Raw genomic sequence first — 26021 nt, forward strand, 5'->3', positions numbered from 1 at the left:
CAATGTCTGAACAATACCAATCAAGAGAGGAGCGCAGAAAGAAAATCCAAACTAAAGGTAAACCAAAAGCCAAGAAAAAATCTGGGGGGCTTGTAAAGAAAATTTTTCTAACAATAGTAGCCCTTGGTATTATTGGTATACTGGCTGGTGTGGGTACTTTCGCGTACTTAGTTAAGGATGCTCCCGTACTTGACCCGAAATTATTAAAAGATCCAATCCCTTCGAAGATTTTAGATAAAGATGACAAACTTGTAACAGAAGTGGGTGCTGTTAATCGGGAATATGTAAACTATAAAGATATTCCTCAGGTAGTCGAAAATGCGATCTTAGCAACAGAAGATTATCGTTTTTACAAGCACCATGGAATTGACCCGATTCGATTAGGAGGGGCTGTCCTCGCAAATATCAAACATGGCTTTGGTTCTGAGGGTGCCAGCACCATTACACAACAAGTAGTTAAAAACTCATTTTTAACCCCAGAAAAAACTTTAAAGCGAAAAGTTGAAGAAGCCTGGCTATCCTATCAATTGGAACAGCAATATACAAAGCACCAAATTTTCGAAATGTATGTAAATAAAGTGTATGTTTCTGAAAATAGTCATGGGATTGCTACGGCTGCAAAGATTTTCTATGGAAAAGAATTAAAGGATTTAACACTTTCAGAAGCGGCCCAAATTGCTGGGATGCCGCAAAGTCCCAATAATTATAATCCTTTCTACCATCCTGAATTAGCTCAAAAAAGACGCAACATCGTCTTAACATTAATGCACCAGCATGGATTTATTTCGAAACAAGCCATGGAAGATGCGAAAAAAGTATCAGTTAAAGATACCGTATTAAATGAAAAAGAACGAAAGGTTAAAGAGAAACCTTTTGATTCATTTGTCGATGCAGTAATTGATGAAGTGAAAGAAACATCTGATTTTGATATTTTTACTGATGGCTTAACCATTCATACAACACTTGATCCGAATGCACAATCTTATGTTGAGGATATCCTTAACAAAGATGATGTGATCGACTATCCGGATGATGAGTTCCAAGCTGGAGTAGCACTTCTGGATACGAAAACGAGTGAAATCCGTGCCATTGGGGGCGGTAGAAATCAAAAAGTCAAACGGGGATTTAACTATGCAATTGATACCCAGCGTCAACCTGGATCAACTATCAAACCCATTCTTGATTATGCTCCTGCAATTGAGTATTTAAACTGGGGAACCTATCAAATGATAGAAGATAAGCCTATTACTTATTCTTCTGGGAAAAAGTTTGGGAACTGGGACCAAAGCTATAAGGGAGCTATGACTATCAGAACAGCATTGCAATTATCACGAAATTCACCTGCTGTTCAAGCATTGCAACAAGTTGGCCTTGATAAAGCAAAAGACTTTGCAGTGGATTTAGGTATCCCTTTAAAGGAAATTTTTGAATCTTATGCGATTGGTGGTTTTAAAACGGGTGTATCACCGCTGCAAATGGCAGGTGCCTACAGTGCATTTGGTAATAAAGGCATTTATACAAAACCTCATGCAATTAGGAAAATCAAACTCCGTGATGGTACTGTGATAAGCACTGCTCCAGAACCGAAAGTGGTAATGAAAGACTCTACTGCTTTTATGATAACAAGTATGATGGAAAGTGTCCTCGATTATCCTGGTACAGGCACAAGAGCGGATGTTCCTGGACTTGATATAGCCGGTAAGACAGGTACAACTAACTATACAGATGAAGAAATTCAAAAATGGAATATTCCAAGCAGCAGATCCGTTCCTGATGCATGGTTCACGGGTTATACGACCAATTACACTGCATCTATTTGGACTGGTTATAAAGACCGGAGTACCCCTATTAATGCAGTTGGAAATAATCAACGTTTAGCCCAATTAATTTTTAAAAACGTCATGGAACATGTATCTAGGGATACAGATACACCTGACTTTAAAATGCCTAGCAGCGTTCAAAGAGTAAGGATTGAGAGAGGCTCAATGCCTCCAGTTTTAGCAAGTCAATACACACCATCAAGTCAAATTATTACAGAGTATGCTGTGAAGGGTCACTCACCTAATCGAGTTTCCACAAAGTATGACAAACTAGCTGCTCCAAAAAATCTAAAAGCAAACTATGATCAGGCAAGTAATACGATAGGATTATCTTGGAAGCACTCTAAAAAATCCAATGTTACTTTCTCTATTACAGTGTCTAGTGGTACAGAACAGAAACAATATACTCAATCAGAGACTTCATTAATTATTCCAGCAGTACCGGGGGCGAAGTATTCCTTCACCATTATTGCGATTAGTGGAGATAGACAAAGCGATCCCGTAACGGCAACCATTGAAATTCCTGCCCAAGAAACTAACCCTGGCACGGGTAATGAGCCAGCCACCCCACCAGGTAATGGTAATGGTAATGGTAATGGTAATGGTAATGGTAATGGTAATGGTAATGGTAATGGTAACGGTAATGGTAACGGTAACGGTAACGGTAATGGTAACGGTAACGGAACTGGCAACGGGACTGGGACTGGCAACGGGAACGGGACTGGCAACGGGAACGGGACTGGCAACGGGACTGGTACAGGTGATGGCACTGGTGACAACGGCGGGGAACAAGGAAATGGAGAAGGAACCGCCCCACCAGATATCCCAGTTGACAGTGGGACAGGAGAGCAGCCAGCTGCAGGGACTCCTGGCTAAATAGCAATCAGAAAACATTAAAAAGCGTCTAACCATTTGGTTTAGACGCTTTTTTTAATATGTTTCTCTTTACAAACAATTTTTCCTGTTCCATCATCAACTCTGATAGTTGTCGATAAGAATGATATAATGCTGGCCTTGAGGTAATAAAGGCCAATCGTTCCTCAACATTAACCGGCTTAAACTCTAATTGTTTAAAATTAAGCGATTCATTCAAAGCAACTGGCAAATCATTGGACCAAGCCAGAAATTGAATAAACAATTGAATCCCCTTATCCATCAACAATTTTGTATTTTTATACTCACGTTCCCGAAATAGTACTTCCAATTGCAATTTACTATTTTTCCATTCTGTCAGAAGGTTGGAAATCTCCACTTCCTTTTTATCCATTGCTTGCGACCTGCCCTTTCATCCTCTTTTTTCCTTCCCTGCAGAGCTCTAATAAAGGGCAGTTTGGACATTGTGGATTTTGTGCCTTACAGTGATAACGCCCAAAAAAAATCAGGCGGTGGTGTGTGAGTGACCACTCTTCTTTTGGAATTTTCCTCATTAATGTTTTTTCCACTTCAAGGACAGAATCTTTCCACCTGCAGATACCTAATCGTTTACTAACTCTTTCCACATGTGTGTCTACTGCAATTGCGGGTATATTATAAGCAACCGACACCACAACATTCGCTGTTTTCCTGCCAACACCAGGCAGTTTTGTTAACTCATCACGGTCTGTTGGGATATCACCGTTATATTCTTCTAATACAATTCGACAAAGGTTTTGGATGTTTTTAGCTTTATTCCGGTAAAGGCCAATCGAACGAATATCGTTTTGTAATTCTTCAAGTGGAACAGCTAGGTAATCCTCGGGTGTTTTATATTTTTCAAATAATGATTTGGTTACTTTATTTACAAGGACATCGGTACATTGCGCTGATAGTGCAACAGCAATGACCAGTTCGAATGGATTCGAATGGTTAAGCTCACAGTGGGCATCGGGAAACATTTCGCCTATTTGATCAAGGCAATAACGGATTTGGCTGTTATTTAGCATACCTTTCACCTACTTCTATTTAAATGAAATAAAACGAGAGATATGTCTCTCGCTCTTCGAATTTATTGTTCTAACCAGTTGTAGAAAGGGACAGTTGGTTGGTGTGGTTCGTCTTTGATACTTCCCTTTTGTGTTTGCTTTTGACGAAATTTAAGACCATGGTTTTTGGCCTGCTCAATTGTTTTTATTCCACTCTTTTTCCACTCAAAGAGAATTCTATCAATATAGCGGAAATTTAATTTCCCCGACATTACCGCTTCACGTAAAGCCGCTTTTATGATCATTGGGTCATGATGGTCATCATCCATCCACATTGCAAGTGATTCACATTCAAACGGAGAAAGCGGACGTCCGAATTCCTTTTCAAAACATGTATAAAGATCTGTTTCATCAGCTTTCTTGTCCGAATCTTTATTCATTTTATTATTTATTAAGAACTGTTCTATCAGTCTTTCCCATAAAGGCTCAATGGAATACTTCTCATATCGAATACCATCATGATTATATCCATCGGTGATTTGAATAAAGCCTCTTTGAATCAGTCTCCTGAGCATTTCATTACATTCAGAAATAGTTATCGTCATTCTTGCTGAAAGCTCATCCGGAGTAGGGAATTCATGACCTTTTTCTAAATAAGTGAGAATATTTAATAAAAGAACAAGTTCATATTCATTTAAATTTAAATTGCGATATTCAGAAAATAATAATGTAGGAACAGTAATGTTTCCTTCTTGAATCCATGCTAATAAGTTTGTTTTCATATTCAGGACACCTCCTGTTAAGTATATCATGAACATTCTATCCGAGTAAGAGTATACGGCATCCATCTTTGGTAACTAAAAGCAAAAAGCCTGCAGCGATTCGCAGACTTTTTAAAATAATGGCTGTGTTAAACTTGTCTGTTGATTTCCGTTCCAGGCACAAGCGGTTCGCGGGCGTGCCGGGGAGCCTGTCCAGCTACAGCGCCTAGCCCCTCGAGGTCGCTTCGGTCCTGCCGCTGAAGTCAAAGAACGACTTCAACGACAGGACCTCCAGCGCTTGTCGGGGCTGAACAAGGCGCTTCCGCATTTCTTTCTCCTCGTCGCTTTGCTCCTGCGGGGTCTCCCCTGCCCCGTACTCCCGCAGGAGTCTTCGTGCCTTCCACTCCAATCAACAGAGTGTCAAAATCAACATTAATCTTTAACACAGCCAAAATAATTAATGATTGACCATACTTGACTTTGAAACCACAAATTGGTGGATTCTCTCCACTGCCTTTTCTAACAATGTTAAAGATGTTGCGTAGGAAAGACGAATATTATCAGGCGTTCCAAATCCTGACCCAGGAATTACTGCAACTTTAGCGTCCACGAGTAGTGCCTCTACAAAAGCATCCACATTCTGGTACCCAGTTATTTCTGCTGCTTTCTTTACATTTGGATAAAGATAAAAAGCTCCTTGTGGTTTTACACATGTCACACCTGGAATTGCAACAAGCTTTGTAAAAATAATTTCTAATCTTTCTTCAAATGCCTTCCTCATTTCTTCAACTGGCTGTTGTGAACCAGTATAAGCAGCAATTGTTGCATATTGGGCAGTTGTTGTTGGATTAGATGTACTATGGCTTGCAAGGTTTGTCATCGCTTCAATAATTTTTTTATTTCCAGCTGCATACCCTATTCTCCAACCAGTCATCGAATGTGACTTGGAAACGCCATTAATAACAATCGTTTGCTCTTTTAATTCAGGAGAAAGTTGAGCAATTGAAATATGTTTATTTTCTCCATAAACTAGCTTTTCGTATATTTCATCTGAAACAATGAGAATGTTCTCCTCAAGGCAAACTTTGCCTATTTCCAAAAGTTCTTCAGCTGTATATAGGACTCCAGTAGGGTTACTCGGTGAATTAATAATAACAGCTTTTGTTTTCTTCGTAATTGCCTTTTTTAATTGTTCTGGTGTCACTTTAAATTGATTATCCTCAAATCCCTCAATATAAACTGGGACTCCACCAGCTAATTTTACTTGTTCTGGATAACTGACCCAATATGGGGTTGGAATGATGACCTCATCACCATCATTTAAAATCACTTGAAACAAAGTATAAAGGACATGTTTCGCGCCATTTCCAACAATGATTTCATTAGGATTAAAAGCTAGTCCCTGGTCTTCAACAAATTTCTTAATAATTGCCTTCTTTAATGCAGGCAAGCCGGCTGAAGGGGTGTACTTCGTATGCCCCTCATTCATTGATTGAAATGCAGCATCTAAAATATGTTGTGGGGTATTAAAGTCAGGCTCACCAGCACCTAGACCGATAACATCCTCCCCTTGTTCCTTTAGTTCTTTTGCTTTTGCTGTAATCGCTAATGTCGTTGAAGGTGTAAGTGCTTTTACACGATTAGCTAATTCCACTACCATTTCAATTCCTCCGCTCTCCATCTATTTATAGGTTTTCAATTTTTTTTAGCCATTCACCTGTATCAAAGTGAACATAGTAATAATTTATTAAATTATTATTAGAACGGTAATAAATTTCCCAAAGTGGGATATTCTTTTCCATACCGAGACGAACAGAGATAATCCTCTTCGGGCTTTTCTCTTGTTGAAGTTTTTGAATTGCTTCTTCCTTTGTTAACCCATTCTTAGCTTTTCTTACGATAATTTCCTTACTTTTCTCAGGCATCCATACGATAATTTTGTCACCATTTTTACTTTTCCCCTCAATGACATTAATCGTTTCAATACCATTATAAATATGAAAATCTTCTACTTCCTTTAGTGAAATTTTCTCTTGAGCACGTGAGACAGCTTTTGTCTCTGCAGTTTTCACGGGATCCAATGCTGATAAATAAACTTTTATCAATAACCCACAAAAGGCTAATACTATTATTGAAAGAACAATAATCCACTTTTTCATTACTAATTCACTTCTTTATGTACGATAAATCGTAAAAATCGCTGTATTTTGATTTGCTTGATCCAGTGCAAGTCCAAACATAAGGTCTTCCTGTTTCAAGGTTCGATTAAGGGCATCAACAATTTTATACAGATCCGGACTGTGTTGGATTTTCACTGTTGATAAAACTTCTATTTTACTTTCCATCCGTTATCCTCCAATATTTTCCTGTTTATCTACATTATTTGATAAATCTTATCCATTATTATAACAGGTGGAAGCAAAAAGCGGGTCAAAGATGCTATGATTTTTTTAATTAAATTTTATTCATCTGATTCAATCGGAATGGTTATGATTTCATAATTTGAATCGGTGAATTTTATTGTTATAGTTCCATGTTTTTTCGTTGAATAAATTTCTGACCAAGTTTCGTGAAGATCAACCAGTATATCTGGATCATGCGTCTCTTCTTCTGGTGCAAAAAGGACTGAAATTTGCGGATTTAGATATTGAATTAATTTCTCAGATAAAGAGTCTTCCGGTGCACCATTAGGGATTTTAAACACATTAATATTCTCTAGATTTTTCTCCAAGAGTGTCTCTTCTGCCCTTGGCGTGAATGAAGTCATTAGGAATATTCGATGATTAAAAAAATCAAGTGTTAAATCCATACCTTCATTCGTATCATTTCCCACAAATTGAACTTCAGCAGTCATCTCAGGCAGAATTGGCCTCTTTGTACCCTGCCCCCATGAGACAACTGCAGGCTTATTTGTTGAATCTAGTTCCTTTTTGACTTTAGCAGAGAATTTAGGTGTTGAAATAATTTCTTTAATATTATATTTCGAGATTAGACGATTTAATTGTTGTTTAGAAAGTTCTGTTCCGTTATGTGTAAGGATTAATTTAGAAATCTCTTTTACATCATAAAGGAATAGCCAACCCTCTAATTCAGCAGCAGTTTCTTTCCCTCCGGTATTGATCAAGGTATTCTCGTTATTTGCGCCTTGAATCAGTGTTGCTTCCCCTTCCGACAAACCCAGAAAAGTGACTGCAACTTCATGGTCCTTAATATTTAAATTAATATTTTCAATATTATTTAATGAAGGCTCTGATGCCTCTACCATGAGCGTCGTTTGAATAAATAATGACAAGATAATTAGTAAGGTTCTCATGACACACCTCCTATATTAAGGATGTGTTTATTTACCAATTTTTATCCAGATTAAGTTGACTGATGTCTCTCAAATCATAACCACGAGTGGATAATTTCAACTAATTCATCCATCTTTCCTCGATTAATAGGAACGGGAGGTATAGATTTCAAAAAGGCCTTCCCATATTTGGTGGTTACAATTCTTTTATCAAACACCACAATGATACCTCGATCACTTTCTGTTCGAATAAGGCGCCCAAAACCTTGTTTAAAACGGAGAATTGCTTCTGGAAGGGAGTATTCTGAAAAGGAATTCCCCCCGCGTTTTTCGATTAACTGGCATTTCGCCTCTGTTAAAGGATCATCTGGCGGGCTAAATGGAAGTCTAACAATAACAAGGCAGGACAAGTCCTCTCCAGGTATATCTACACCTTCCCAGAAACTGCTTGTCCCCAACAATAACGCCTTATCATAGCGTTGAAAGTTTCGGGTTAGTCTTGTTCTGCTTCCACTAGTTATCCCTTGGGCAATCATTGCATAATCATGTAAAAAACCACTCTCTTTGATTAATTCATAGGTTCTCTTTAACATGTCATAGGCGGTAAATAGAAGCAGCATTCTCCCATTAGTTGCTTCAGCTATTGTTATGATATGCTCCGTAATTGAAATTACATAATCATCTAAAGAAACTGTATTAATTTCTGGTAAGTCCTCAGGAATTAAAAGCTGCACCTGTTGATTATATGCAAATGGAGACGGGATATTTAATTGGACCGTAGATTCAGGGTCTAGACCCATTTCCTTTATAAAATAATCAAATGATTTATTTACAGTCAACGTTGCTGAAGTAAATACTACCGCTTTTTTTAATTGAAAGAATTGTTCATTTAGCTTCCCTGCTACGGATGTTGGCTGAACCATAAAGGTAGTAACATTTTGCGGTGAGCGTATATCTATTTCAATCCATTTTACATCATTCGTTTTTTTAAGAAAGGAATTAGTAACCGTATCTCTAAGATCTGCTAATTCGCTTTGAAATTGAAGGATTTCTTCCAATTTATTTTCTTCTATCCGTGAAAAAGAAGTACTCGCATTTTTTAACCATTCAAGCCGTTCACTAATTTCTGAATCAAGGTCCTTTAGTAAAAAGGCAAATCTCTCAGCACTATGAATCAATGCCTTTTTTTCTCTTGCTTCGTCATTGGGTGAAAAGCGAATTTTGGCACGATTAACTCCTTTTTTATTCGCCATCTTGGCTCTCGCAAAAAGAGCAATCAATTGGAAAAATTCGTCCATTTCAAACGTAAGATCTGTCATAAGTTGATTTAACTTAGTAGTGTTGGTCCTGGCTTCATTTTTACTTGGTACAGAATCCAGCAGCATTTCCAAATCATAAAAGAGCTGTTTTTGTTCATACAGTCCAAATTGACCTAATAGGAGACGGGTCGATAAATAATCCAATGTATGTCCAAAAAACTGACTAGCGGCTTTCTCAAAATGATGCCCTTCATCAATAATGGCATAAGAGAATTCAGGCAGGATCGCCACTTCACCTTTAATATCACTTAATAATAAAGAATGATTTGTAATAATAATATCAGCAACTTCCGCTTTTCTTTTTGCCCTTAAATAAAAATCTCTTTCTTGCCACGCTTCGTCCTGTAAAAAAATTCCTGGTTCATTCTTTATTTTATTCCAAAAAATTTGACCGCCACTTGAAAGGTTTAACTCATCCCGATCACCTGTTTCTGTTTCAATCAGCCAAACAAGAATTTGCATCTTTGTTAAACCGGTATCGTAATTATCGTTATCATCTGCCAGCGTCTGGTGAAACTTTTCTAAACTAATATAATGATTTCTTCCCTTAAGTAATACAGTGTTTAATGGAAAGGGCAAAAGTTTAGACAAGAGCGGTATTTCATTTTTTAAAATCTGTTCTTGCAAGTGGATAGTATGTGTACTTACAACGATTGGAAGCCTATTCTTCTTAGAAAAGTAAGCACTTGGCAGCAAATAGCCCAGTGACTTTCCTACACCTGTACCAGCCTCAATCACAGCATGTTTTTCATTTTGAAAAGCCTGATAGATTGTATCCATCATGGTAAATTGACCCGTTCTTTGCTCGAAAGCTTTAAATGCCTGACTGACCATTCTGATTTTTTCAGCCTCAGATGCAGGGAAATGATATTCTTTCTCTTCAGCAGGGAGCCTAATTTGGTCTGGAATCCTTTTTAAAGCAAGTTCCCTAAATATCTCCAATGTCTCAGATAAGCCTTCGACAGTTTCTTCTTTATTAATCAGTAATTCATCAAGCAGCTGTTGTAGGTCGCTTTTCAATCCGCCTGATAAATGTGCAAGCTGTTTTAATGTTGTGAGTGGTAATGATGCCAATTTTTCTAAAAGAATCAGTAAAAGCTCAGCTGTAACCTGTGCATCACTATCTGCTTGATGGGGGCGATCATGATTCAATTTTTCTCTCTCCGCTAAATCAGATAGCTTATAACCATCTGCCGTGGGATAAAGAATTCTAGCCATTTCAACCGTATCTAGAACAGGACCGAAGAACCCTTCTTGGCCCGCTTGGATTAATTCTTCTTGAAGAAAGGACAAATCAAACAAAACATTATGTGCAACAAAATAGGCCCCGTCCAGTAAAGACATGACTTTTTCCGCAATTTCGGAAAAAAGCGGCGCATCTTTAACCATATCATCATTTAAACCCGTTAATTCTTCAATAAATATGGGGATGGATTTTTTGGGATTAATGAGTGATGAAAACTTTTCTGTGATTTTCCCATTTTCAATGACCACAGCTGCAAATTGAATGATTTTATCACCCTTTTTTGGAATGTTTCCCGTTGTTTCCAAGTCGATTACGACAAATTTATTTAACATTTATTTTAACACCCCAAACCTTCGTTCATTCAAACGGTATCACATAATCTTTAAAAGAAAAAGTATACACAAGTATACACTACTATAAGCTTTTGATTCTACCACAAACTTTTTGATTATTGTTACTACATATATTATATAAAACCCTCGTTAAAAAAGAAAAATCCCCTAAACGGGGATTACATAATCGTTAGTGCTGGTTCAGCATGGATCAGTTCTTTAATCCGATTACCTTCATCCATGATCGCCACTTTTGGTTTATGTGCTGCTACTTTTTCTTCAGCAATCAACGCATAGGATATGATAATCACGATATCACCTTTTTGAACAAGACGGGCGGCAGCACCATTTAAACAAATAACTCCACTGCCTCTTTCACCTGGAATAATATAAGTCTCTAGGCGTGCACCATTATTATTATTAACAATTTGAACCTTTTCATTAGCAATCATTCCAACTGCATCTAAAATATCTTCATCAATTGTGATACTTCCTACATAATTTAAATTTGCCTCAGTAACTGTGGCACGGTGGATCTTTCCGTTCATCATGTTGCGAAACATATCCTCTTCCTCCATTTCCTCTTACCTATCAATCTATTTTTGTAATGATGTTGTCTATTAAACGAACCTTCGTAAATTTTACAGCGAGAGCAATAATAATTGTACCCTCTAATTTTTCCAATGGTTTTAATTGTGGATAGGAGTAGATTTGGACATAATCAATTACACCCGATGATTCATTGCCAATCACTTCGCGAATCATATCAATTATTTTAATAGGATCTCTCTCTCCTTTATCAATCGCTGCATTTGCTGCTTGAAGACTTTGATAAAGAACAGGTGCTTCTTTTTTTTCTGTCGGCAAGAGATTAACATTTCGAGAACTCTTAGCCAGTCCATCATTTTCTCGGACAATATCTACTGCTACCAGATTTACAGGAATATTAAAATCTGAAATTAACCCTTCAATAACCGCAACTTGCTGGGCATCTTTTTTCCCAAAATAAGCACGTGTTGGCATAATGATGTTAAAGAATTTTGTTATAACTGTTGCAACGCCATCAAAATGGCCAGGGCGTGAACTTCCACATAATACATCTGTGCGCTCCTGTACGGTAACTTTGACTGAAGGGCTGGTCGGATACATTTCTTCTACACTTGGATAAAACAGAAAATCTACCATTTCACTTTCAGCCAATGCACGGTCACGCTCAAAGTCACGGGGATATTCAGCATAATCCTCTTTCGGACCAAACTGCAACGGATTAACAAAAATGCTAAGGACGACGATATCATTTTCTTTTCTAGCTCTATTTAAAAGCGTCAAATGTCCTTCGTGCAGAAAACCCATCGTTGGAACAAAGCCAATCGATTTTCCTTGGGACTTTTGTTTCAAAATTAACTCTTGCATGTCTTTAATTGTGGTAACTACCTTCATTTTATACCTCCATAAAGCCCTTTCAGTTCCTGCTCCTTCATTGTGAATGAATGCTTATCTTCTGGAAACTGTTTATTTTTAACATCTGCTGCATAAGCTTGAATAGATTCAAGCATAAATGGATTTACGGAATGGTATTGTTTCACAAACTTCGGTACACGCTCAACACCATAACCAAGAATATCATGATACACGAGCACTTGACCGTCCACATCAATCCCGGCACCAATACCAATGATAGGTATTGAAAGACTTTGTGTAATTTCTTCAGCCAATTGTTTTGGGACACATTCAAGAACGATGGCGAAAGCTCCTGCTTGTTCACATTTCTTCGCATCATCTATTAATTTCCTTGCTGCCTCAGCATCTTTCCCTTGTACTTTATACCCGCCTAATACACCAACGGATTGTGGAGTTAACCCCAAATGAGCACACACAGGGATGCCTGCTTTCGTTAGAGCAGTTATTTTTTCTAGGACATCATCTGCACCCTCAAGTTTCACCGCATGTGCGCCTGTTTCTTGAATGAGTCTGCCTGCATTCATTAATGTATCACGGACGGATAAATGATAGGTTAAGAATGGCAAGTCCGCGAGAATAAATGTATCCTTTGCACCTCGTTTTACTGCTTTCGTATGATGGATCATGTCTTCAAGTGTCACCGGTATGGTCGAGTCATACCCTAAGACAACCATACCAAGGGAATCACCCACCAAAATAATGTCAACTCCACCTTCTTCTGCTTGTTTAGCAGAGGGGTAATCATACGCTGTTAACATGACTATTTTTTCATTTTTTTCCTTCATTTTTAAAAAATCAGTTGCTTGCTTCATCCATTTTTCCCTCCTTTTTTGTTGGGAGAGGGGATATGAAGATTTCGAAGAGCAAATAAAAAGATCCTTCTGAAGGCAGAGGATCCCTATTACTCAATTCAAGCTTCATCCCTCTGTCCCGGTCCGTAAACGGATCTAGGCAGAAACCTTTTTTAATTGTTGGTTACTTCATTTAGGTGCAGTTCACTATGGATACTGCCCATTGGAATGAATTATAGCAAATTTCTCGAAAAGTTCAAGCCTTATAACTCAATATCCGCTGAATAAATATGGTGGATGAATCCAGTCTGATCCTCCAGTTTCAACACACCATCATCTGTGATACCTAGTGCAATACCTTCAATGGTATTTGTCAATGTTCTCGCTTTTATGTACTTGCCGATACTGCTGGCATAACCTTCCCATAAAAGCTTTATTGGCAAGAAGCCCTGTTCCAGATACATTGTATACAAATTTTCAAAGTTCTTTAGGATCGTTCTAATTAATTCCGCTCTCGAGACAGTGTCTTTTTTCTCAATAAAAAGGGACGTAGCAATATCTTGAATTTCTGCTGGGAAATCTTCTAACTTTTGATTCACATTGATACCAATTCCAATAATAATGGAATGAATTCGATCGGCCTCAGCTTGTAGCTCAGTTAATATACCAGTGACTTTTTTTCCGCTAATTAGAACATCATTAGGCCATTTAATATCTGGGACTAAGTCTGTCATTTCTTCAATGGCTTGAACAATGGAAACTGCAGCTAATAATGTCAATTGTGGCGCATTACTAAGAGGTATATTGGGGCGCAGGATCATGCTCATCCAAATCCCTGAATATTTTGGAGAATGCCATTTACGGGCCATTCTTCCCCTGCCTGACAACTGCTCTTCTGCAATGATGACCGTTCCTTCTGGTGCATCTTCAGAAGCCATGCGATGGGCTATCTTCTGAGTTGACTCAACAGTCTCCTCATAATGGATATTCCTCCCCATAAAGTGGGTTGTTAAACCAAGTCTTATTTCATCGGCAGTTATTTTTTCTGGGGTCTTTAGAATCCGATAACCCTTATTTCTAACTGCATCTAATTCAAAGCCTTCTTTTCTTAGTTCCTCTATATGCTTCCAAACTGCCGTCCTAGAGCAGCCAATGAGTTCAGCTAGATATTGACCTGACAAAAAGGCATCTCCGGCATTTGTAAAGGCATCAATTAATTCTTTTCTTATTTCTGATTGCACTTCATTAGCCACTCCTTGATTTTTTCTTTGTTATTAGGAAGTTGACAAGATAAGATGTTATTTTCAATGTCTAATAGGGTTTCCTTTAGCCATGGTCCGCCTCTTTTATTGAACCAATCCATTAAGTCATTTCCTGATACATTTATTTCTGAACGATCTTTAATCGGAAGAGAATCATACATTTTTTCCCAATGTTCAATTGATTGAATATCCTTTATTTGGTTAATCACAAGGTAGAGTCTTTCTGTTGAAAGGATTGTATCACGACCTGCAGCATAGAGATCATAAATAGACCATTCTTGTTCAAGTCTTTTATATAAGAAATGGACCGTTCGTCCAATTTCTCTTATTTCCTTAATTGAAAGCCGCCAGTCTTTTAGAAATACCTCGATCTCTTTTTCTTTAAACTGTAAACAGAAAATTAATAATGACCACATTTCATTAATATTAAGAGGGATACTTTCAAAGCGAATCAGTTTCTCTAAAGACTTCCTCTCTCCTTTTAAACCAGGCAAATATAAAAAAATGCTTGTATCTAGAAGGATATTTAACGCGGTTTGTTTGTTTTTACCGATTAACAGTTTTTCGAACTCTGTTTTTTTTCTCTCCACAGCAATTTTCTCAAGTAAATGAACCTGATTGGCTAATGCGGTGATAGTTCCCGCTTCTATTTGAAATGAAAGTTGACTTACAAACCGTACGGCCCTCATTATTCTTAAGGCATCTTCTTGGAACCTGTCACTTGGACTTCCGACTGTCTGAATTAATTTATTCTGTATAGCTAAAAATCCGTTAAAAGGATCAATCAGTTTCCGATTTCTGTCCATTGCAATTGCATTCATTGTAAAATCCCTGCGCTGCAAATCATCCTTTAAATTCCGAATAAACGTAACCTCTTTAGGTCTACGATAATCTTCATACTCCGATTCTGTCCTAAAGGTAGTAATTTCATATGCCCCATTAGTAACCAGGACTAGAACTGTTCCATGTTCTATTCCAATATCTACTGTTTTTGGAAAGATTTTTTTCACTTCATCTGGAGTTGCACTTGTCGCAATATCCACGTCATTTATCTCTCTATTTAAAAGAAAATCTCTAACTGATCCGCCAACAAAGTAGGCCTCATAACCGGCATCCTCTAACTTTTCTAAGACAGGAATTGCAGTTAAGAATGGGTCTGTCATTTCCTTCACCTTAATTCAGTATATTAAAATATATTTGCTCATACTGTTCAACGATTTGATCTGCTTTAAATTTTGTTTTTGCTGTGTAAATGGACTGTAGAGAAAATTGCTGATGAAGCTTCGCATCATTTAAAACTGCTAATGCTCTACTAGAAATATCCTCTATGTCACCTACTTCACAAATAAATCCATTGACACCATGATTAATAACCTCTGGAACACCGCCAACATTCGTCCCGATACAAGGGACACCACATGCCATCGCCTCTAGTGCAACAAGTCCAAAGCTTTCTTTCTCTGATAATAACAACATTAAATCACTAATAGAGTACAATTCCTCTAAACTCTCTTGTTTACCAAGAAAAATGACTTGATCTTCCAAGCCCAACTCTCTGACGAGCTTACAAACGATAGTCATTTCGGGACCATCACCGACCAATAGTAATTTTGCAGGCATTGCAGATGCAATCTTTGAAAAAGATTTTACTACATCTTTTACGCGCTTTACTGGACGGAAATTTGAAACATGTATGATTACCTTCTCGTTTTCCCTTATTTCAAAATCTGACTTTAAACCATGTGCATCAGTTTTTTTATAGACGCGGTCATCAATAAAATTATAGACAGTTTCGATTGTTTTATCAGGATTGATGAGGTCATAAGTTTGATTCACAAGCGAATTCGATACAGCAGTTACCACATCAGATTTTTCTATTCCAAATTTAATTGCATCTGTCAACGAAGGATCATACCCTAAAACGGTTATGTCTGTTCCGTGCAGGGTAGTGACAATTTTAAAATCTCGGTGACTCATTTGCTTGGCTAATATAGCACAAACCGCATGAGGAATAGCATAATGAACGTGAAGTAGATCTAATTTTTCCCGATTAGCAACTTCCGCCATTTTACTTGCTAAAGCAATATCGTAGGGTGGGTACTGAAATAAGGAATATTGATTCACTTCAACTTGATGATAATAAATATTATGATAAATTTTGTTCAACCTAAAAGGGATGCTTGATGAAATGAAATGAATTTCATGACCTTTTTCAGCCAGCATTTTTCCTAATTCCGTTGCTACCACCCCTGAACCACCTACTGTTGGATAGCAAGTAATTCCAATTTTTAATTTCCTCATGGTTATTCTCCTATCAAATCTCGATTCAAAAGAATGGGAACTTTCGTTTTGAACCCTTCAGCAAATGTAACACCAACAAGCTTGCCAAACATTCTTTCCCTTGCCTCGACAGTTTCAATATACCCATTAACAAGTGGAGTATTGTGGGTTTCTTCTGTTTGCTGGAATTGGCTCTTATACTCCCTTAATGCTTCGAGCTTTAAATCTATGTATTGAGAAATATCGATAACAAAATCAGGTTTGTGAAAACCATTAATCATATAAAAATAAACTCTTTCCACTCGGTGAGCAGGTTCATTTCCAGCTGTTTCATATTTTCGGATTCCAGCTGAAAAAACTGCTTCTTCCACTAAACTAGCACAATTTCCATGGTCTGGATGACGGTCTTCAAAATAAGGCGCAAACACGATTTGAGGCTTTTTTATTCTTATTACCCTTGCAATTTCTCTTATGTATTCTTCATTAAGGTACAAGCCCCTATCCGGAAAACCCAGCGATGACCGCCACGAAACTTTTAGAACTTCAGCCGCATTTGCCGCCTCAGACTTTCTGAGCTCTATATTCCCATTTGAAGAAAGGTCGGCATCTGTTAAATCACAGATACCTACACGTTTTCCCTCAGATGTGAATTTTGCGATTGTCCCTGCCATGCCTATCTCTACATCGTCTGCATGGGCACCAAATGCAAGGACTTGAAGGTGTTGATTATTCATTATGTCCACCATTCTCTTTAATTATATTTCTCCATTCAATCAGCCCGAGTTCTAAACCTCTTATAAGCAATTCCGCAGTTCCCATATTGGTTGCAAGGGGTATGGAGTATACATCACATAGTCTTACTAATGCAGTAACATCTGGTTCATGCGGCTGTGCGGTTAATGGATCTCGAAAAAAGAAAACAGCATCCATTTCATTTTGAGCAATCATCGCACCAATTTGCTGGTCACCACCAAGGGGTCCGGATTGAAACCGTGTAATATTCAATCCTGTTGCATCACTAATTCTTTGCCCTGTTGTTCCAGTAGCAAATAAAGAGTGCTTCGAAAAAATATTCTGATAGGCAATAGCGAACTGCACCAAATCATTTTTCTTATTATCATGAGCAATTAATGCAATATTCATTATATTTCCTCCTATCCTAAAATATTTTCAAGGCCATAAACAAAGGCATTATGTGTCATCACAGACTCAACTGCCACTTTTACCCCTGACATAAACGACCCTCGGTGGTAGGAATCGTGCCTGATTGTTAAAGTCTGACCATCTGAACCGAATAATACCTGTTGATGTGCAACCAATCCCGGCAATCGAACCGAGTGAATATGCATCCCATCAAAATTTGCCCCCCTCGCTCCTGCGATTGTTTCTTTTTCATTTGGGTGGCCTTGATTTTTTGCTTCTCTTACAGTTGAGATCATTTCGGCCGTCTTTACCGCTGTTCCTGACGGAGCATCCAACTTCTGGTCATGGTGTAATTCGATAATTTCAACATCCTCAAAATATTTTGCTGCCATTTGAGAGAATTTCATCATTAAAACCGCACCTATAGCAAAATTCGGAGCAATAATACACCCTAGTTCTTTCTCCTGACAAATACGCTCTAATTCTTCTAATTCACCAGCGGTAAACCCTGTTGTACCTACAACAGGCCGCACATTGTAAGAGAGTGCTGTTTTGGTATGATGCATGCCCACTTCAGGTGTGGTTAAGTCAATTAATACATCTGCTTGGATTGTTTGCAGACATGTTTCAATATTTGAATAAACTTGCACATTATGTATTGAATGAAAACCTTCCAAATCGCTTAACATGATTCCGTCATACTTATGATCCACAACAGCAACTAATTCAAAATTATCAGTATTTGTGACTAACTTTACAGCTTCGCTCCCCATTCTTCCACGAGGGCCTGCAATAATAATTTTAATCTTTTCCATCACATTCACTCCATTTTTTCTTCGTTAATTCTAGTCCAACGATTTTTGTCTCTTGTTTTAAATTTTTCCATGACATAATCATGTGCATCTTCTAGGCTAATATTTAAGGAATTAGCAAAGCAAATTAAAACAAATAAAAGGTCTCCCAGTTCTTCCTCAATCGCTTTTTCAGTTTCACTAGTTTTTTTGGGTTTCTCTCCATAATAATGATTTACTTCCCTAGCAAATTCCCCTAGTTCTTCTGTAAGTCGCGCCAGCATTGCCAGTGGACTGAAATACCCCTCTTTAAATTGACTAATGTACAAATCTACTTCTTGCTGAAGTTCTTTCATTGTCTTTTCATTGGCCAATTTGCCTTCACCTCGTTAATATGATTGATACTAATGCCCATTTTCTTATTCATTGTTTATGTTAGCTAAATTATCTCGGTTTTACAAATGTTTTCAATTATTTTTAGTCTTTTTCACTACTCATTGCTCTAGCATTTTTAATTCGATATAATAAAAATCGCCAGATAAGAGAATTTATGGCAGAGGGGGTTTATGAATGATATCAGGACTTAAATTTAAAAACATATTATTTATCCTTTTAGGGGCTGCAATCATGTCGTTTGGACTTGTGAATTTTAATATGCAAAACAAGTTGGCTGAGGGTGGTTTCACTGGGATTGCTCTATTATTTTATTTCTTGTTCAAGTGGGATCCGTCATATTCAAATTTATTTTTAAATATTCCACTTTTTTTTATCGGGTGGAAATTGTTAGGACGGAATACATTTTTATATACCATTATAGGAACGGTAGGAGTATCGATTTTTTTATGGATATTTCAACGCTATGCGATAGATATGCCACTTGAAAGTGATTTAACATTAGCAGCATTATTTGCTGGGGTTTTTACAGGCGTTGGTTTAGGAGTAATCTTTCGTTATGGTGGAACTACGGGAGGAGTCGATATTATTGCAAGGCTCGTCCAGAAATATGCAGGCTGGAATATGGGGAAAACGATGTTCTTATTTGATGCATGTGTTATCGCGTTATCTCTAGTTACATATTTAAATTATAAACAGGCAATGTATACACTTGTTGCTGTTTTTATTGGTGCAAGAGTCATCGATTTCATCTTAGAAGGTGCCTATTCTGCAAGAGGGGCAATGATTATTTCGGAAAAAAACGAACAAATTGCCGCAAAAATTATGGAGGAAATGGACCGAGGAGTTACTGCCTTAAAAGGTTATGGATCATATACAAAAAGTGAACGTGAGGTTTTATATTGTGTTGTGGCTAAAAATGAAATCGTTCGGTTAAAAAATGTAATCACCTCGGTCGATCCACATGCCTTTGTTTCAATTACTATTGTTCACGATGTTCATGGAGAAGGATTTACCCTTGACGAAAATAAAATGCCGTTAGTAGATTAAAAAAGCAATGTCGTTTGACATTGCTTTTTTAGTATCAATCCTTCGAACGGTCTTTTTTCTGATTCTTGTCACCTTGATATTTTCTCCAACCCACATAGGATAATGTCATGATAATAATGCTTCCAGTGGATATAATAACCCACCAAATGTTAGGATCTGCCTCATCCTCTTCCATGTTAGAAAAGAGTTTGACTAAGTCCGTATCTAGTTTATCCAATTCCTGCTGACTTTTAGTGTCACTTACTACTAGGGAACGGTATTCATTTATAAAATCAATCCGTGCATCTAATCTTTGTACATTTTCTACGGATACATCAATTTTCATACTTGGATAGATGACATTGTACAAAGATAAAAATGAATTGAAGTTTGTATGAAAGTTTCCAGAATCACCTTTTTTAGCCGCATCTTTCGCTTGATGAAAAGCAGTCATAATTTGATCTTCCATTTCAACCCATAGGGGTTGATGACTTGTAGCAATCGCATCAATAACAAGTCTAAATTTGACTAATTTATTTATTCGTTCCTCATATTTCATGTTGGAACTAACTGCCGCTTCCACTGCTTCATCATGGGAGGTGTTAATTATTCTCACTTCATCCATGGTTAATGGTGGATCCGTACCAGCAATACTTGTGAACTGATTTGAAAAATAATCAAGTAGTCTTTTCGCATCTTCATATCTATGAAACTTCACCATTTGGAGTGCTTCATCTGAAATATCATCAAGCTTCTCCATTGGCGATTGTTGTTCTGCATAAATAGATGTGGGAGTAAGCATCATGATAATTGCAAATAAAAATAACCATTTGATTTTCAATCCTTGTCCCCCCTTTCATTACTAATAAAATGTATGTAGGGGTGGACAAGGTTAGACCATTTTGGATTATTTTATTTCAAGCTTGTACCGATTTGACCGAATGGAAAAATAATAAGCAAGGGCAATAGAAAAAATCGAAAGCCAGAATGTAAAATAGCCAATTTGCTGAGTGTAGCGATCAAGCATATGATAGCTCGGCAACATGAAAAATACATAATCTATCACATCATTATGTAATGTCCAAACAGCTGTGATGATTAAATGCCACCATTTAAAACGATAAAATGGAGCATACAAAATCCCTTGTACAGCCATTGCAAAATGGGAAAATATTAGCATATAGCCAACTGCATCAAGTTCCCCTTGGACAAAGTAGACTAGAATGTTCATCACCACTGCCCAAATTCCATATTTAAAAAGTGTGACAATCGCAAGAGCCTCTATTAAAGGCCAGTTTCTCCGTAATAGAAAGGCAATCAAAACGAAAACAAAAAATAAACTAGCAGTAGGGCTGTCAGGAACGAATGGGAGGAAAATTGCAGGAGTTTCTTTTAGTTGCCACCCATACCAGTAATACCCATATATAGTTCCAGCTATATTTATAAATAATAGCAGCTTTATAATTGACCTATGGGCCAAGAGAGGATAAATCCAACTCACAAGCATGCTCCTTCCAGGATTGTTTTTTTCATGAAGAAAAAAGCTGACGATCGTTCGTCAGCTTTTCAATAATTCGATTATTACTTACCAAGGCCTGAGATAAATTCTGAAAGTGTTTTAAGTTCTTCGTCAGTACCTTTGAAGATTCCGGGTGGCATTTTTCCACCTTTACCTTCTTTAGCAATTTTCGCTACTTCTTCAGCAGATAGACCAGTTCCAACTAATGCAGGAGCACCGGCACCTCCTGAAAGATCTTCACCGTGACAAGTAATACATGTATTCGCACTAGCAATTTTGTAGCCGGCACTCGACTTATCAATATCAACCTTTTCAACAATTTTACCTTGGCGCTCAGCTTGTTCCCAGTCGTGTGTCGCAACAGACTCCCAAGTTAAAAATACGGTGGCAGCTAATGCCAAAAGCATAGCTGTAGTTGCAATCGGACGCTTCATTGGACGACGTTCAGGACCATTATCCAGGAATGGAGCTAATAGTAAGCCTCCAAATGCAAGTCCAGGCATAATCATAGCTCCGATAACTGTATACGGTCCGGATGCATATGAATATTTTAGTAATTGATACAAAAATAAGAAATACCAGTCTGGCAATGGAATGTAACCAGTATCAGTCGGATCCGCTATCCTTTCAAGCGGAGCCGGATGGGCAACAGTTAAACATAAAAAGCCGACAAGAAATACAGCTCCTATCATCCATTCTTTCAAAAGGAAGTTAGGCCAGAACGCCTCTGTTTTACCAGGGTATTCAGAGTAATCTTTCGGAATCATTTTTTTTCGTTCAGAAGGTGCTAAAACACGTGAATCACCAACGAACTTTAATCCTTTACCGCGATGCATCGAGCAATCCCCCTCCTTTTTCCGTAGTTAGTAGAAAAAACATCGATTGTGAAAAAACGTTTTTTATAGTGGTCCAGAAATACCTTGTTTACGAATCATTAAGAAGTGGGCTCCCATTAATCCAAGCAATGCACCTGGCAGGAAGAACACGTGAATCGCAAAGAAACGGGTTAATGTTTGGGCACCAACAATATGTTCATGACCTGCAAGTAAAACCTTAACCTGTGTACCGATAAACGGTGTTGCTTCGGCAATCTGCAGACCTACTTTTGTTGCAAATAACGCTTTCATATCCCATGGTAATAAGTAACCAGTAAATCCTAAGCCAAGCATAACGAAGAAAATAAGCACTCCGACTACCCAGTTTAGTTCACGAGGTTTCTTGTAAGCACCTTGGAAGAAAACACGTAGTGTATGTAAAAACATCATTACAAGTACTAAACTTGCACCCCAGTGATGCATTCCACGTACAATTTGTCCAAAAGCAACTTCATTTTGAAGATAATAAACCGATTCCCATGCATTTTTAATATCTGGTACATAGTACATAGTTAAAAACATACCAGAGAGAATTTGAATGACTGTTACGAAGAATGTTAGACCTCCAAAGCAGTATACAAACGCTGAAAAGTGATGCGCTGGATTAACATGCTCAGGTACTTCATGGTCTGCGATATCGCGCCACAAAGGCGTAATATCTAAACGTTCATCTACCCAATCGTAAATCTTGTTTAACATGTTACGCCTCCTTCCGTGGTTCAGCTTTACCTAAATAAAGAAAACCGTCTTTTTCCTTGAATGGATATACATCAAGCGGGTGAAGTGGTGGTGTACCTGGAACATTGGTTCCATCCTTTGTGTAACGGCCATAGTGACATGGACAAAAGAATTGATTTGGATGTTCCTTGTCCGTATTCCAGTTAACAGTACAGCCTAAATGTTTACACACAGGTGAAAGGGCTACAATTTTACCTGCATCATTCTTATAAACCCAGGCAGTCTCCGTAACCTCTGACTCATACCATGCATCCTTTTGTTTAAAGCTAAAGTCAACTCGAACCGGCTCGTTAGTTATTTCAGAAACCTTTTGTTTTGTTGCGACGAAATCTCCGCCTTCTTCAGCCTTTAAAACTGGATCAACTGCAAATCTTACCATTGGCATTAACATACCAGCTGCCATAAAGCCGCCTACTCCTGTTAATGTGTAGCTTAAAAATTGACGTCTTGAAACGCGTTGCTTACTCATGCTTATATCCCCCCCTCTATTCACGAAGTTAAGTCCGACGGACAAATTTAAACACATATAAAACTAGGACATAACAATGATATATCAATCTGCAAGTTAGGTCAATATCATACTATTTTAAAAACATGCTTAAAAGGTGGTTTTACTCATTTTCATGCCATTTTTGCGTAAAAAGGTCTAATAATTGTTTTACTTGACTATCAACAACCGCCATTTTCTGTGAATCATTCATGTGTTCCAGCGGGATTGATGGAAGCCATATTATCGTTCCAGAAAGTTCTTCTTCTCGTGATCTCCAATCAATTTCGGATGTAATGTAAAATATGTGTTTAAATTCCCCCTTTTGAAGGCTAGCCTCCCATTCCTTCAAATCACTAATGATATTTTCTCCATTTTTGGACTTCAAATATGTATATGGAGGTAATAATAATAATCTTCCCGTAAATTGCCTTTCTAGATGTCCAGTAAGTAATGTGATAAATTCCGCAGCTGTCGCAGACTGTTTCATCTCCCCCCCCACAGATACAGCCAGTAATGGCACAACAGCTGTGTCTACATATTCCTTTGCATTCAAATACGTCTCAATATCTTGAGGTGTCCATTTCATATTTATGCACCAACCTTTTGATTTCACTATTATCATAATATCATTTTCTACAGAAACAATAAAAGATATAGTGCAATATTTAGAAAATCCCAAACAAAAAGGAAGCTGCTTATCGCACGCTTCCTTTTTGTTCTGACATGGTTAACTGATTAAGCTTTTGTGTAAGAACTTGAAATGCTTTTCGATCTTGATTATCAAGGGCCTCATCGATTAATTGAAGGATTTTCTCACGTTGAAAATGTTCAATACTGCGCTGCAATAATTGTTCTGCAATAATTCCATCCTTCTCATTCACTTGCAGGTGTTTGGGAACGTATAAATTCTCTTCAAGAACCGCAGCATACTGGTGTGCCTGATTAGCAGCATGAAAGTTTAATTGGATAAAAATATCCTCATCACGATTTAAGCGAATGTCGTGAAAGGATTTTTCAGCATCTGTAGTCATCACATTTTCTTTATAGAATCTAAATGGTACCTTATCGACGCAATGTGTAGACATAATTAAACCTCTCGGACAATACTGTGCTTGCTCCACAAAATGGACCTTCTCCATTAATTGATCGTGGCTCATTAGATAATTAAGAATCCAAACACATTCTCTTCTCTTTAATTGATAATGATTTAAAAACCAGCGAATAAAGTCCTTCTTCTCGTTGACAGAAACAGGGGTTGCCATGATAGTTTCCCTCCTCTGCAAATTCAGCTTTTTTTAATCTTTCAACCCTGTAAGACGTTCAAGTAAATCCATATACTCCCCGTTTGTTGGATCTTCATTTAGCAACTGTTTAAAAATTTCGGCGGCGCGGTCACTTTTTCCTTCTTCAATTAGAAAATAACCGTAATCCTGTAAAAATGTTTCATTTTTCTTAAAAAAAGTATATGCACTTTCATATTTGTCTAATGCGTAAGAAAATTTTTCTAACTTCTGATAGCTTACTGCAGCATCCCATAAAAGTTGGGGTTCTTCATCTTCTTTAATATCAAGTTCAGTAATTAAATCAATGATGTCCTCATATCTTTCTTGAAGTAAAAAGAGTTTATTTAATGTAAGTGCTGCTTCAATAAATCCTGGGTCTAAGGCAAGTGCTTCACGGAAAAACTGTTCTCCTTCTTCCACTTTTCCTAATTGGTTTGCTATTCTCCCGCCAAAGAAAAATAACTCCTTATTATATTCATCTTGTTTTATGCCTTCTTGAATGGTAAGTAAACTATTTTCAAGTTCTCCCTCCCTTTCATATGCTAAAGCAAGGTGTAAATATAGAGAATGGTATTCCGGATCCAGCTCTTTCAATTCAGTGAATTTTACGATAGCAGTCTTGTAATACCCCGCCTGAAGTGCCGTAAAACCATAGCCGAATAAAGTGTTAATCTCTAATTTTTCATTCATTGCCTTTTCATAATAAACTAATGCATCCTCAAACATTCCAGATACACTTAAGAGATCTGCAATCCGTTGATCTATATTTACACCAGCTATTTCATTTTCTTCTTTTAAAACCTTTTCGTAGGCTTCCAGTGCCTTGGTCACTTCACCTTGTTCACTGTAAAGTTCGCCTAAAGCAAAATCTATAATGATTTCATCTGGCAACAATTCCTTTGCCTTCAAAAGTTTTCTTTCACAAACTTCATACAAACCTTGAACTTGATAAAGATCGGCTAATAAAAGTAGGGATTGTCCATAATTCGCATCATGTTCTGATATCTTTTCAAGAACAAGAATTGCTTCTTCGTCTTCACCGGCTTCAACTAATATTTCACCTAATAGGACAAGAAGCTCACCTTCCTCAGGGAATGTTTCTAATAAATTTGCTATTAGTGACTTTGCCTCTTCTAGGAAACCATATTGATACATTTCTTCGCTAAGAAGAAACTTTTCATCGGGCATACCATTTTGTAATACATCATTATATTCAATTAAGGCCTCATTATGTTGACCATTTTCTAACATGGTAATAATTTTATTCACTCGTTCCATTGACTCTTACCTCTCGT

Annotated in this window: 28 protein-coding genes; 2 read left to right on the plus strand and 26 right to left on the minus strand. The window is 37.5% G+C overall.

What is annotated here, in order from left to right; translation table 11 throughout:
* Positions 1 to 2 precede the first annotated feature (2 nt).
* A complete protein-coding gene (locus AC4QJR_RS19450) occupies positions 3 to 2696 on the plus strand; it encodes a PBP1A family penicillin-binding protein (RefSeq protein WP_496523918.1) in 2694 nt (897 codons plus the stop codon).
* Positions 2697 to 2724: 28 nt separating this feature from the next.
* Here AC4QJR_RS19450 and AC4QJR_RS19455 read toward each other — a convergent pair whose 3' ends face one another.
* The 18 genes from AC4QJR_RS19455 to AC4QJR_RS19540 form a co-directional block, all read right to left on the minus strand.
* On the minus strand, positions 2725 to 3087 hold the full coding sequence (locus tag AC4QJR_RS19455) for a YpoC family protein (RefSeq protein WP_496523919.1): 363 nt from the start codon (positions 3085 to 3087) through the stop codon (positions 2725 to 2727).
* The gene (nth, locus tag AC4QJR_RS19460) at positions 3080 to 3742 is read right to left on the minus strand and encodes an endonuclease III (protein ID WP_496523920.1); all 663 of its coding nucleotides are present in this window, start codon (positions 3740 to 3742) and stop codon (positions 3080 to 3082) included. The genes AC4QJR_RS19455 and nth overlap by 8 nt, the downstream gene beginning before the upstream one ends.
* 62 nt (positions 3743 to 3804) lie before the next feature.
* Positions 3805 to 4503: a DnaD domain protein gene (locus tag AC4QJR_RS19465; protein ID WP_496523921.1), complete on the minus strand. Its 699-nt coding sequence runs from the start codon at positions 4501 to 4503 to the stop codon at positions 3805 to 3807.
* 436 nt (positions 4504 to 4939) lie between these two features.
* Complete coding sequence (locus AC4QJR_RS19470) at positions 4940 to 6136, minus strand: pyridoxal phosphate-dependent aminotransferase (protein ID WP_496526713.1); 1197 nt, start codon at positions 6134 to 6136, stop codon at positions 4940 to 4942.
* 31 nt (positions 6137 to 6167) lie between these two features.
* Positions 6168 to 6641 (minus strand): cell wall elongation regulator TseB-like domain-containing protein, encoded by a 474-nt coding sequence (locus tag AC4QJR_RS19475; protein WP_496523922.1) that lies wholly within the window; start codon positions 6639 to 6641, stop codon positions 6168 to 6170.
* Between the two features lie 15 nt (positions 6642 to 6656).
* A complete protein-coding gene (locus AC4QJR_RS19480; protein WP_098574777.1) occupies positions 6657 to 6827 on the minus strand; it encodes a YpmA family protein in 171 nt (56 codons plus the stop codon).
* Between the two features lie 116 nt (positions 6828 to 6943).
* Positions 6944 to 7795: a ComEC/Rec2 family competence protein gene (locus AC4QJR_RS19485; RefSeq protein WP_496523923.1), complete on the minus strand. Its 852-nt coding sequence runs from the start codon at positions 7793 to 7795 to the stop codon at positions 6944 to 6946.
* Positions 7796 to 7869: 74 nt separating this feature from the next.
* A complete protein-coding gene (gene dinG, locus AC4QJR_RS19490; protein ID WP_496523924.1) occupies positions 7870 to 10671 on the minus strand; it encodes an ATP-dependent DNA helicase DinG in 2802 nt (933 codons plus the stop codon).
* 179 nt (positions 10672 to 10850) lie between these two features.
* Entirely contained in the window at positions 10851 to 11234 is a 384-nt protein-coding gene (gene panD, locus AC4QJR_RS19495) for an aspartate 1-decarboxylase (protein ID WP_098574780.1), read from the minus strand.
* Positions 11235 to 11262: 28 nt separating this feature from the next.
* Positions 11263 to 12111 carry a pantoate--beta-alanine ligase gene (panC, locus tag AC4QJR_RS19500; RefSeq protein ID WP_496523925.1) on the minus strand — a complete coding sequence of 283 codons (849 nt, stop codon included), beginning with the start codon at positions 12109 to 12111 and terminating at the stop codon, positions 11263 to 11265.
* Positions 12108 to 12944, minus strand: a complete 837-nt coding sequence (gene panB, locus AC4QJR_RS19505) for a 3-methyl-2-oxobutanoate hydroxymethyltransferase (RefSeq protein ID WP_098574782.1) — start codon at positions 12942 to 12944, stop codon at positions 12108 to 12110. Before panB ends, panC begins: the two co-directional genes overlap by 4 nt.
* Before the next feature lie 242 nt (positions 12945 to 13186).
* Positions 13187 to 14164 (minus strand): biotin--[acetyl-CoA-carboxylase] ligase, encoded by a 978-nt coding sequence (locus AC4QJR_RS19510; RefSeq protein ID WP_098574783.1) that lies wholly within the window; start codon positions 14162 to 14164, stop codon positions 13187 to 13189.
* Positions 14149 to 15348: a CCA tRNA nucleotidyltransferase gene (locus tag AC4QJR_RS19515; protein WP_496523926.1), complete on the minus strand. Its 1200-nt coding sequence runs from the start codon at positions 15346 to 15348 to the stop codon at positions 14149 to 14151. The genes AC4QJR_RS19510 and AC4QJR_RS19515 overlap by 16 nt, the downstream gene beginning before the upstream one ends.
* Before the next feature lie 10 nt (positions 15349 to 15358).
* Positions 15359 to 16486 carry an N-acetyl-alpha-D-glucosaminyl L-malate synthase BshA gene (gene bshA, locus AC4QJR_RS19520; RefSeq protein WP_496523927.1) on the minus strand — a complete coding sequence of 376 codons (1128 nt, stop codon included), beginning with the start codon at positions 16484 to 16486 and terminating at the stop codon, positions 15359 to 15361.
* Between the two features lie 2 nt (positions 16487 to 16488).
* The gene (gene bshB1 / locus AC4QJR_RS19525) at positions 16489 to 17199 is read right to left on the minus strand and encodes a bacillithiol biosynthesis deacetylase BshB1 (protein ID WP_496523928.1); all 711 of its coding nucleotides are present in this window, start codon (positions 17197 to 17199) and stop codon (positions 16489 to 16491) included.
* The gene (gene mgsA, locus AC4QJR_RS19530; protein WP_098574787.1) at positions 17192 to 17608 is read right to left on the minus strand and encodes a methylglyoxal synthase; all 417 of its coding nucleotides are present in this window, start codon (positions 17606 to 17608) and stop codon (positions 17192 to 17194) included. Before mgsA ends, bshB1 begins: the two co-directional genes overlap by 8 nt.
* An 11-nt stretch (positions 17609 to 17619) precedes the next feature.
* Positions 17620 to 18423 carry a 4-hydroxy-tetrahydrodipicolinate reductase gene (dapB, locus tag AC4QJR_RS19535; protein ID WP_098574788.1) on the minus strand — a complete coding sequence of 268 codons (804 nt, stop codon included), beginning with the start codon at positions 18421 to 18423 and terminating at the stop codon, positions 17620 to 17622.
* A 5-nt stretch (positions 18424 to 18428) separates the two neighbouring features.
* On the minus strand, positions 18429 to 18755 hold the full coding sequence (locus AC4QJR_RS19540) for a nucleotide pyrophosphohydrolase (protein ID WP_496526714.1): 327 nt from the start codon (positions 18753 to 18755) through the stop codon (positions 18429 to 18431).
* 214 nt (positions 18756 to 18969) lie between these two features.
* On the opposite strand from AC4QJR_RS19540, the gene AC4QJR_RS19545 reads away from it, so the two are divergent.
* On the plus strand, positions 18970 to 19842 hold the full coding sequence (locus AC4QJR_RS19545; protein ID WP_098574790.1) for a YitT family protein: 873 nt from the start codon (positions 18970 to 18972) through the stop codon (positions 19840 to 19842).
* Between the two features lie 34 nt (positions 19843 to 19876).
* Here the strand turns inward: AC4QJR_RS19545 and ypjB are convergent, their stop codons facing one another.
* From ypjB to AC4QJR_RS19585, 8 genes are all read right to left on the minus strand, one after another.
* A complete protein-coding gene (gene ypjB / locus AC4QJR_RS19550) occupies positions 19877 to 20662 on the minus strand; it encodes a sporulation protein YpjB (RefSeq protein WP_496523929.1) in 786 nt (261 codons plus the stop codon).
* A gap of 66 nt (positions 20663 to 20728) precedes the next feature.
* Positions 20729 to 21322, minus strand: coding sequence for a lipoprotein heptaprenylglyceryl N-acetyltransferase LhaT (lhaT, locus tag AC4QJR_RS19555; RefSeq protein ID WP_496523930.1), 594 nt, complete (start codon positions 21320 to 21322; stop codon positions 20729 to 20731).
* Between the two features lie 80 nt (positions 21323 to 21402).
* Positions 21403 to 22176, minus strand: a complete 774-nt coding sequence (locus AC4QJR_RS19560) for a menaquinol-cytochrome c reductase cytochrome b/c subunit (RefSeq protein ID WP_098574792.1) — start codon at positions 22174 to 22176, stop codon at positions 21403 to 21405.
* A gap of 63 nt (positions 22177 to 22239) precedes the next feature.
* Positions 22240 to 22914 carry a menaquinol-cytochrome c reductase cytochrome b subunit gene (gene qcrB, locus AC4QJR_RS19565; RefSeq protein ID WP_026563914.1) on the minus strand — a complete coding sequence of 225 codons (675 nt, stop codon included), beginning with the start codon at positions 22912 to 22914 and terminating at the stop codon, positions 22240 to 22242.
* Between the two features lies 1 nt (position 22915).
* Complete coding sequence (locus AC4QJR_RS19570; protein ID WP_098574793.1) at positions 22916 to 23422, minus strand: QcrA and Rieske domain-containing protein; 507 nt, start codon at positions 23420 to 23422, stop codon at positions 22916 to 22918.
* A gap of 142 nt (positions 23423 to 23564) precedes the next feature.
* The gene (locus AC4QJR_RS19575) at positions 23565 to 24029 is read right to left on the minus strand and encodes a YpiF family protein (protein ID WP_098574794.1); all 465 of its coding nucleotides are present in this window, start codon (positions 24027 to 24029) and stop codon (positions 23565 to 23567) included.
* A 109-nt stretch (positions 24030 to 24138) separates the two neighbouring features.
* Entirely contained in the window at positions 24139 to 24705 is a 567-nt protein-coding gene (locus tag AC4QJR_RS19580) for a ReoY family proteolytic degradation factor (protein ID WP_098574795.1), read from the minus strand.
* Between the two features lie 33 nt (positions 24706 to 24738).
* Positions 24739 to 26004 carry a tetratricopeptide repeat protein gene (locus tag AC4QJR_RS19585; RefSeq protein WP_496523931.1) on the minus strand — a complete coding sequence of 422 codons (1266 nt, stop codon included), beginning with the start codon at positions 26002 to 26004 and terminating at the stop codon, positions 24739 to 24741.
* Between the last annotated feature and the right edge of the window lie 17 nt (positions 26005 to 26021).

This window comes from Neobacillus sp. BP17, assembly GCF_059579525.1.

Excerpts from the sequence above, each read along its gene's own strand:
- AC4QJR_RS19450 (WP_496523918.1), top strand. The coding sequence starts at position 3 with ATGTCTGAACAATACCAATCAAGAGAGGAGCGCAGAAAGAAAATCCAA.
- AC4QJR_RS19455 (WP_496523919.1), bottom strand. The coding sequence starts at position 3,087 with ATGGATAAAAAGGAAGTGGAGATTTCCAACCTTCTGACAGAATGGAAA.
- nth (WP_496523920.1), bottom strand. The coding sequence starts at position 3,742 with ATGCTAAATAACAGCCAAATCCGTTATTGCCTTGATCAAATAGGCGAA.
- AC4QJR_RS19465 (WP_496523921.1), bottom strand. The coding sequence starts at position 4,503 with ATGAAAACAAACTTATTAGCATGGATTCAAGAAGGAAACATTACTGTT.
- AC4QJR_RS19475 (WP_496523922.1), bottom strand. The coding sequence starts at position 6,641 with ATGAAAAAGTGGATTATTGTTCTTTCAATAATAGTATTAGCCTTTTGT.
- AC4QJR_RS19480 (WP_098574777.1), bottom strand. The coding sequence starts at position 6,827 with ATGGAAAGTAAAATAGAAGTTTTATCAACAGTGAAAATCCAACACAGT.
- AC4QJR_RS19485 (WP_496523923.1), bottom strand. The coding sequence starts at position 7,795 with ATGAGAACCTTACTAATTATCTTGTCATTATTTATTCAAACGACGCTC.
- dinG (WP_496523924.1), bottom strand. The coding sequence starts at position 10,671 with ATGTTAAATAAATTTGTCGTAATCGACTTGGAAACAACGGGAAACATT.
- panD (WP_098574780.1), bottom strand. The coding sequence starts at position 11,234 with ATGTTTCGCAACATGATGAACGGAAAGATCCACCGTGCCACAGTTACT.
- panC (WP_496523925.1), bottom strand. The coding sequence starts at position 12,111 with ATGAAGGTAGTTACCACAATTAAAGACATGCAAGAGTTAATTTTGAAA.
- panB (WP_098574782.1), bottom strand. The coding sequence starts at position 12,944 with ATGAAGCAAGCAACTGATTTTTTAAAAATGAAGGAAAAAAATGAAAAA.
- AC4QJR_RS19515 (WP_496523926.1), bottom strand. The coding sequence starts at position 15,348 with ATGACAGACCCATTCTTAACTGCAATTCCTGTCTTAGAAAAGTTAGAG.
- bshA (WP_496523927.1), bottom strand. The coding sequence starts at position 16,486 with ATGAGGAAATTAAAAATTGGAATTACTTGCTATCCAACAGTAGGTGGT.
- bshB1 (WP_496523928.1), bottom strand. The coding sequence starts at position 17,199 with ATGAATAATCAACACCTTCAAGTCCTTGCATTTGGTGCCCATGCAGAC.
- mgsA (WP_098574787.1), bottom strand. The coding sequence starts at position 17,608 with ATGAATATTGCATTAATTGCTCATGATAATAAGAAAAATGATTTGGTG.
- dapB (WP_098574788.1), bottom strand. The coding sequence starts at position 18,423 with ATGGAAAAGATTAAAATTATTATTGCAGGCCCTCGTGGAAGAATGGGG.
- AC4QJR_RS19540 (WP_496526714.1), bottom strand. The coding sequence starts at position 18,755 with ATGAAAGAACTTCAGCAAGAAGTAGATTTGTACATTAGTCAATTTAAA.
- AC4QJR_RS19545 (WP_098574790.1), top strand. The coding sequence starts at position 18,970 with ATGATATCAGGACTTAAATTTAAAAACATATTATTTATCCTTTTAGGG.
- AC4QJR_RS19560 (WP_098574792.1), bottom strand. The coding sequence starts at position 22,176 with ATGCATCGCGGTAAAGGATTAAAGTTCGTTGGTGATTCACGTGTTTTA.
- qcrB (WP_026563914.1), bottom strand. The coding sequence starts at position 22,914 with ATGTTAAACAAGATTTACGATTGGGTAGATGAACGTTTAGATATTACG.
- AC4QJR_RS19570 (WP_098574793.1), bottom strand. The coding sequence starts at position 23,422 with ATGAGTAAGCAACGCGTTTCAAGACGTCAATTTTTAAGCTACACATTA.
- AC4QJR_RS19575 (WP_098574794.1), bottom strand. The coding sequence starts at position 24,029 with ATGAAATGGACACCTCAAGATATTGAGACGTATTTGAATGCAAAGGAA.
- AC4QJR_RS19580 (WP_098574795.1), bottom strand. The coding sequence starts at position 24,705 with ATGGCAACCCCTGTTTCTGTCAACGAGAAGAAGGACTTTATTCGCTGG.
- AC4QJR_RS19585 (WP_496523931.1), bottom strand. The coding sequence starts at position 26,004 with ATGGAACGAGTGAATAAAATTATTACCATGTTAGAAAATGGTCAACAT.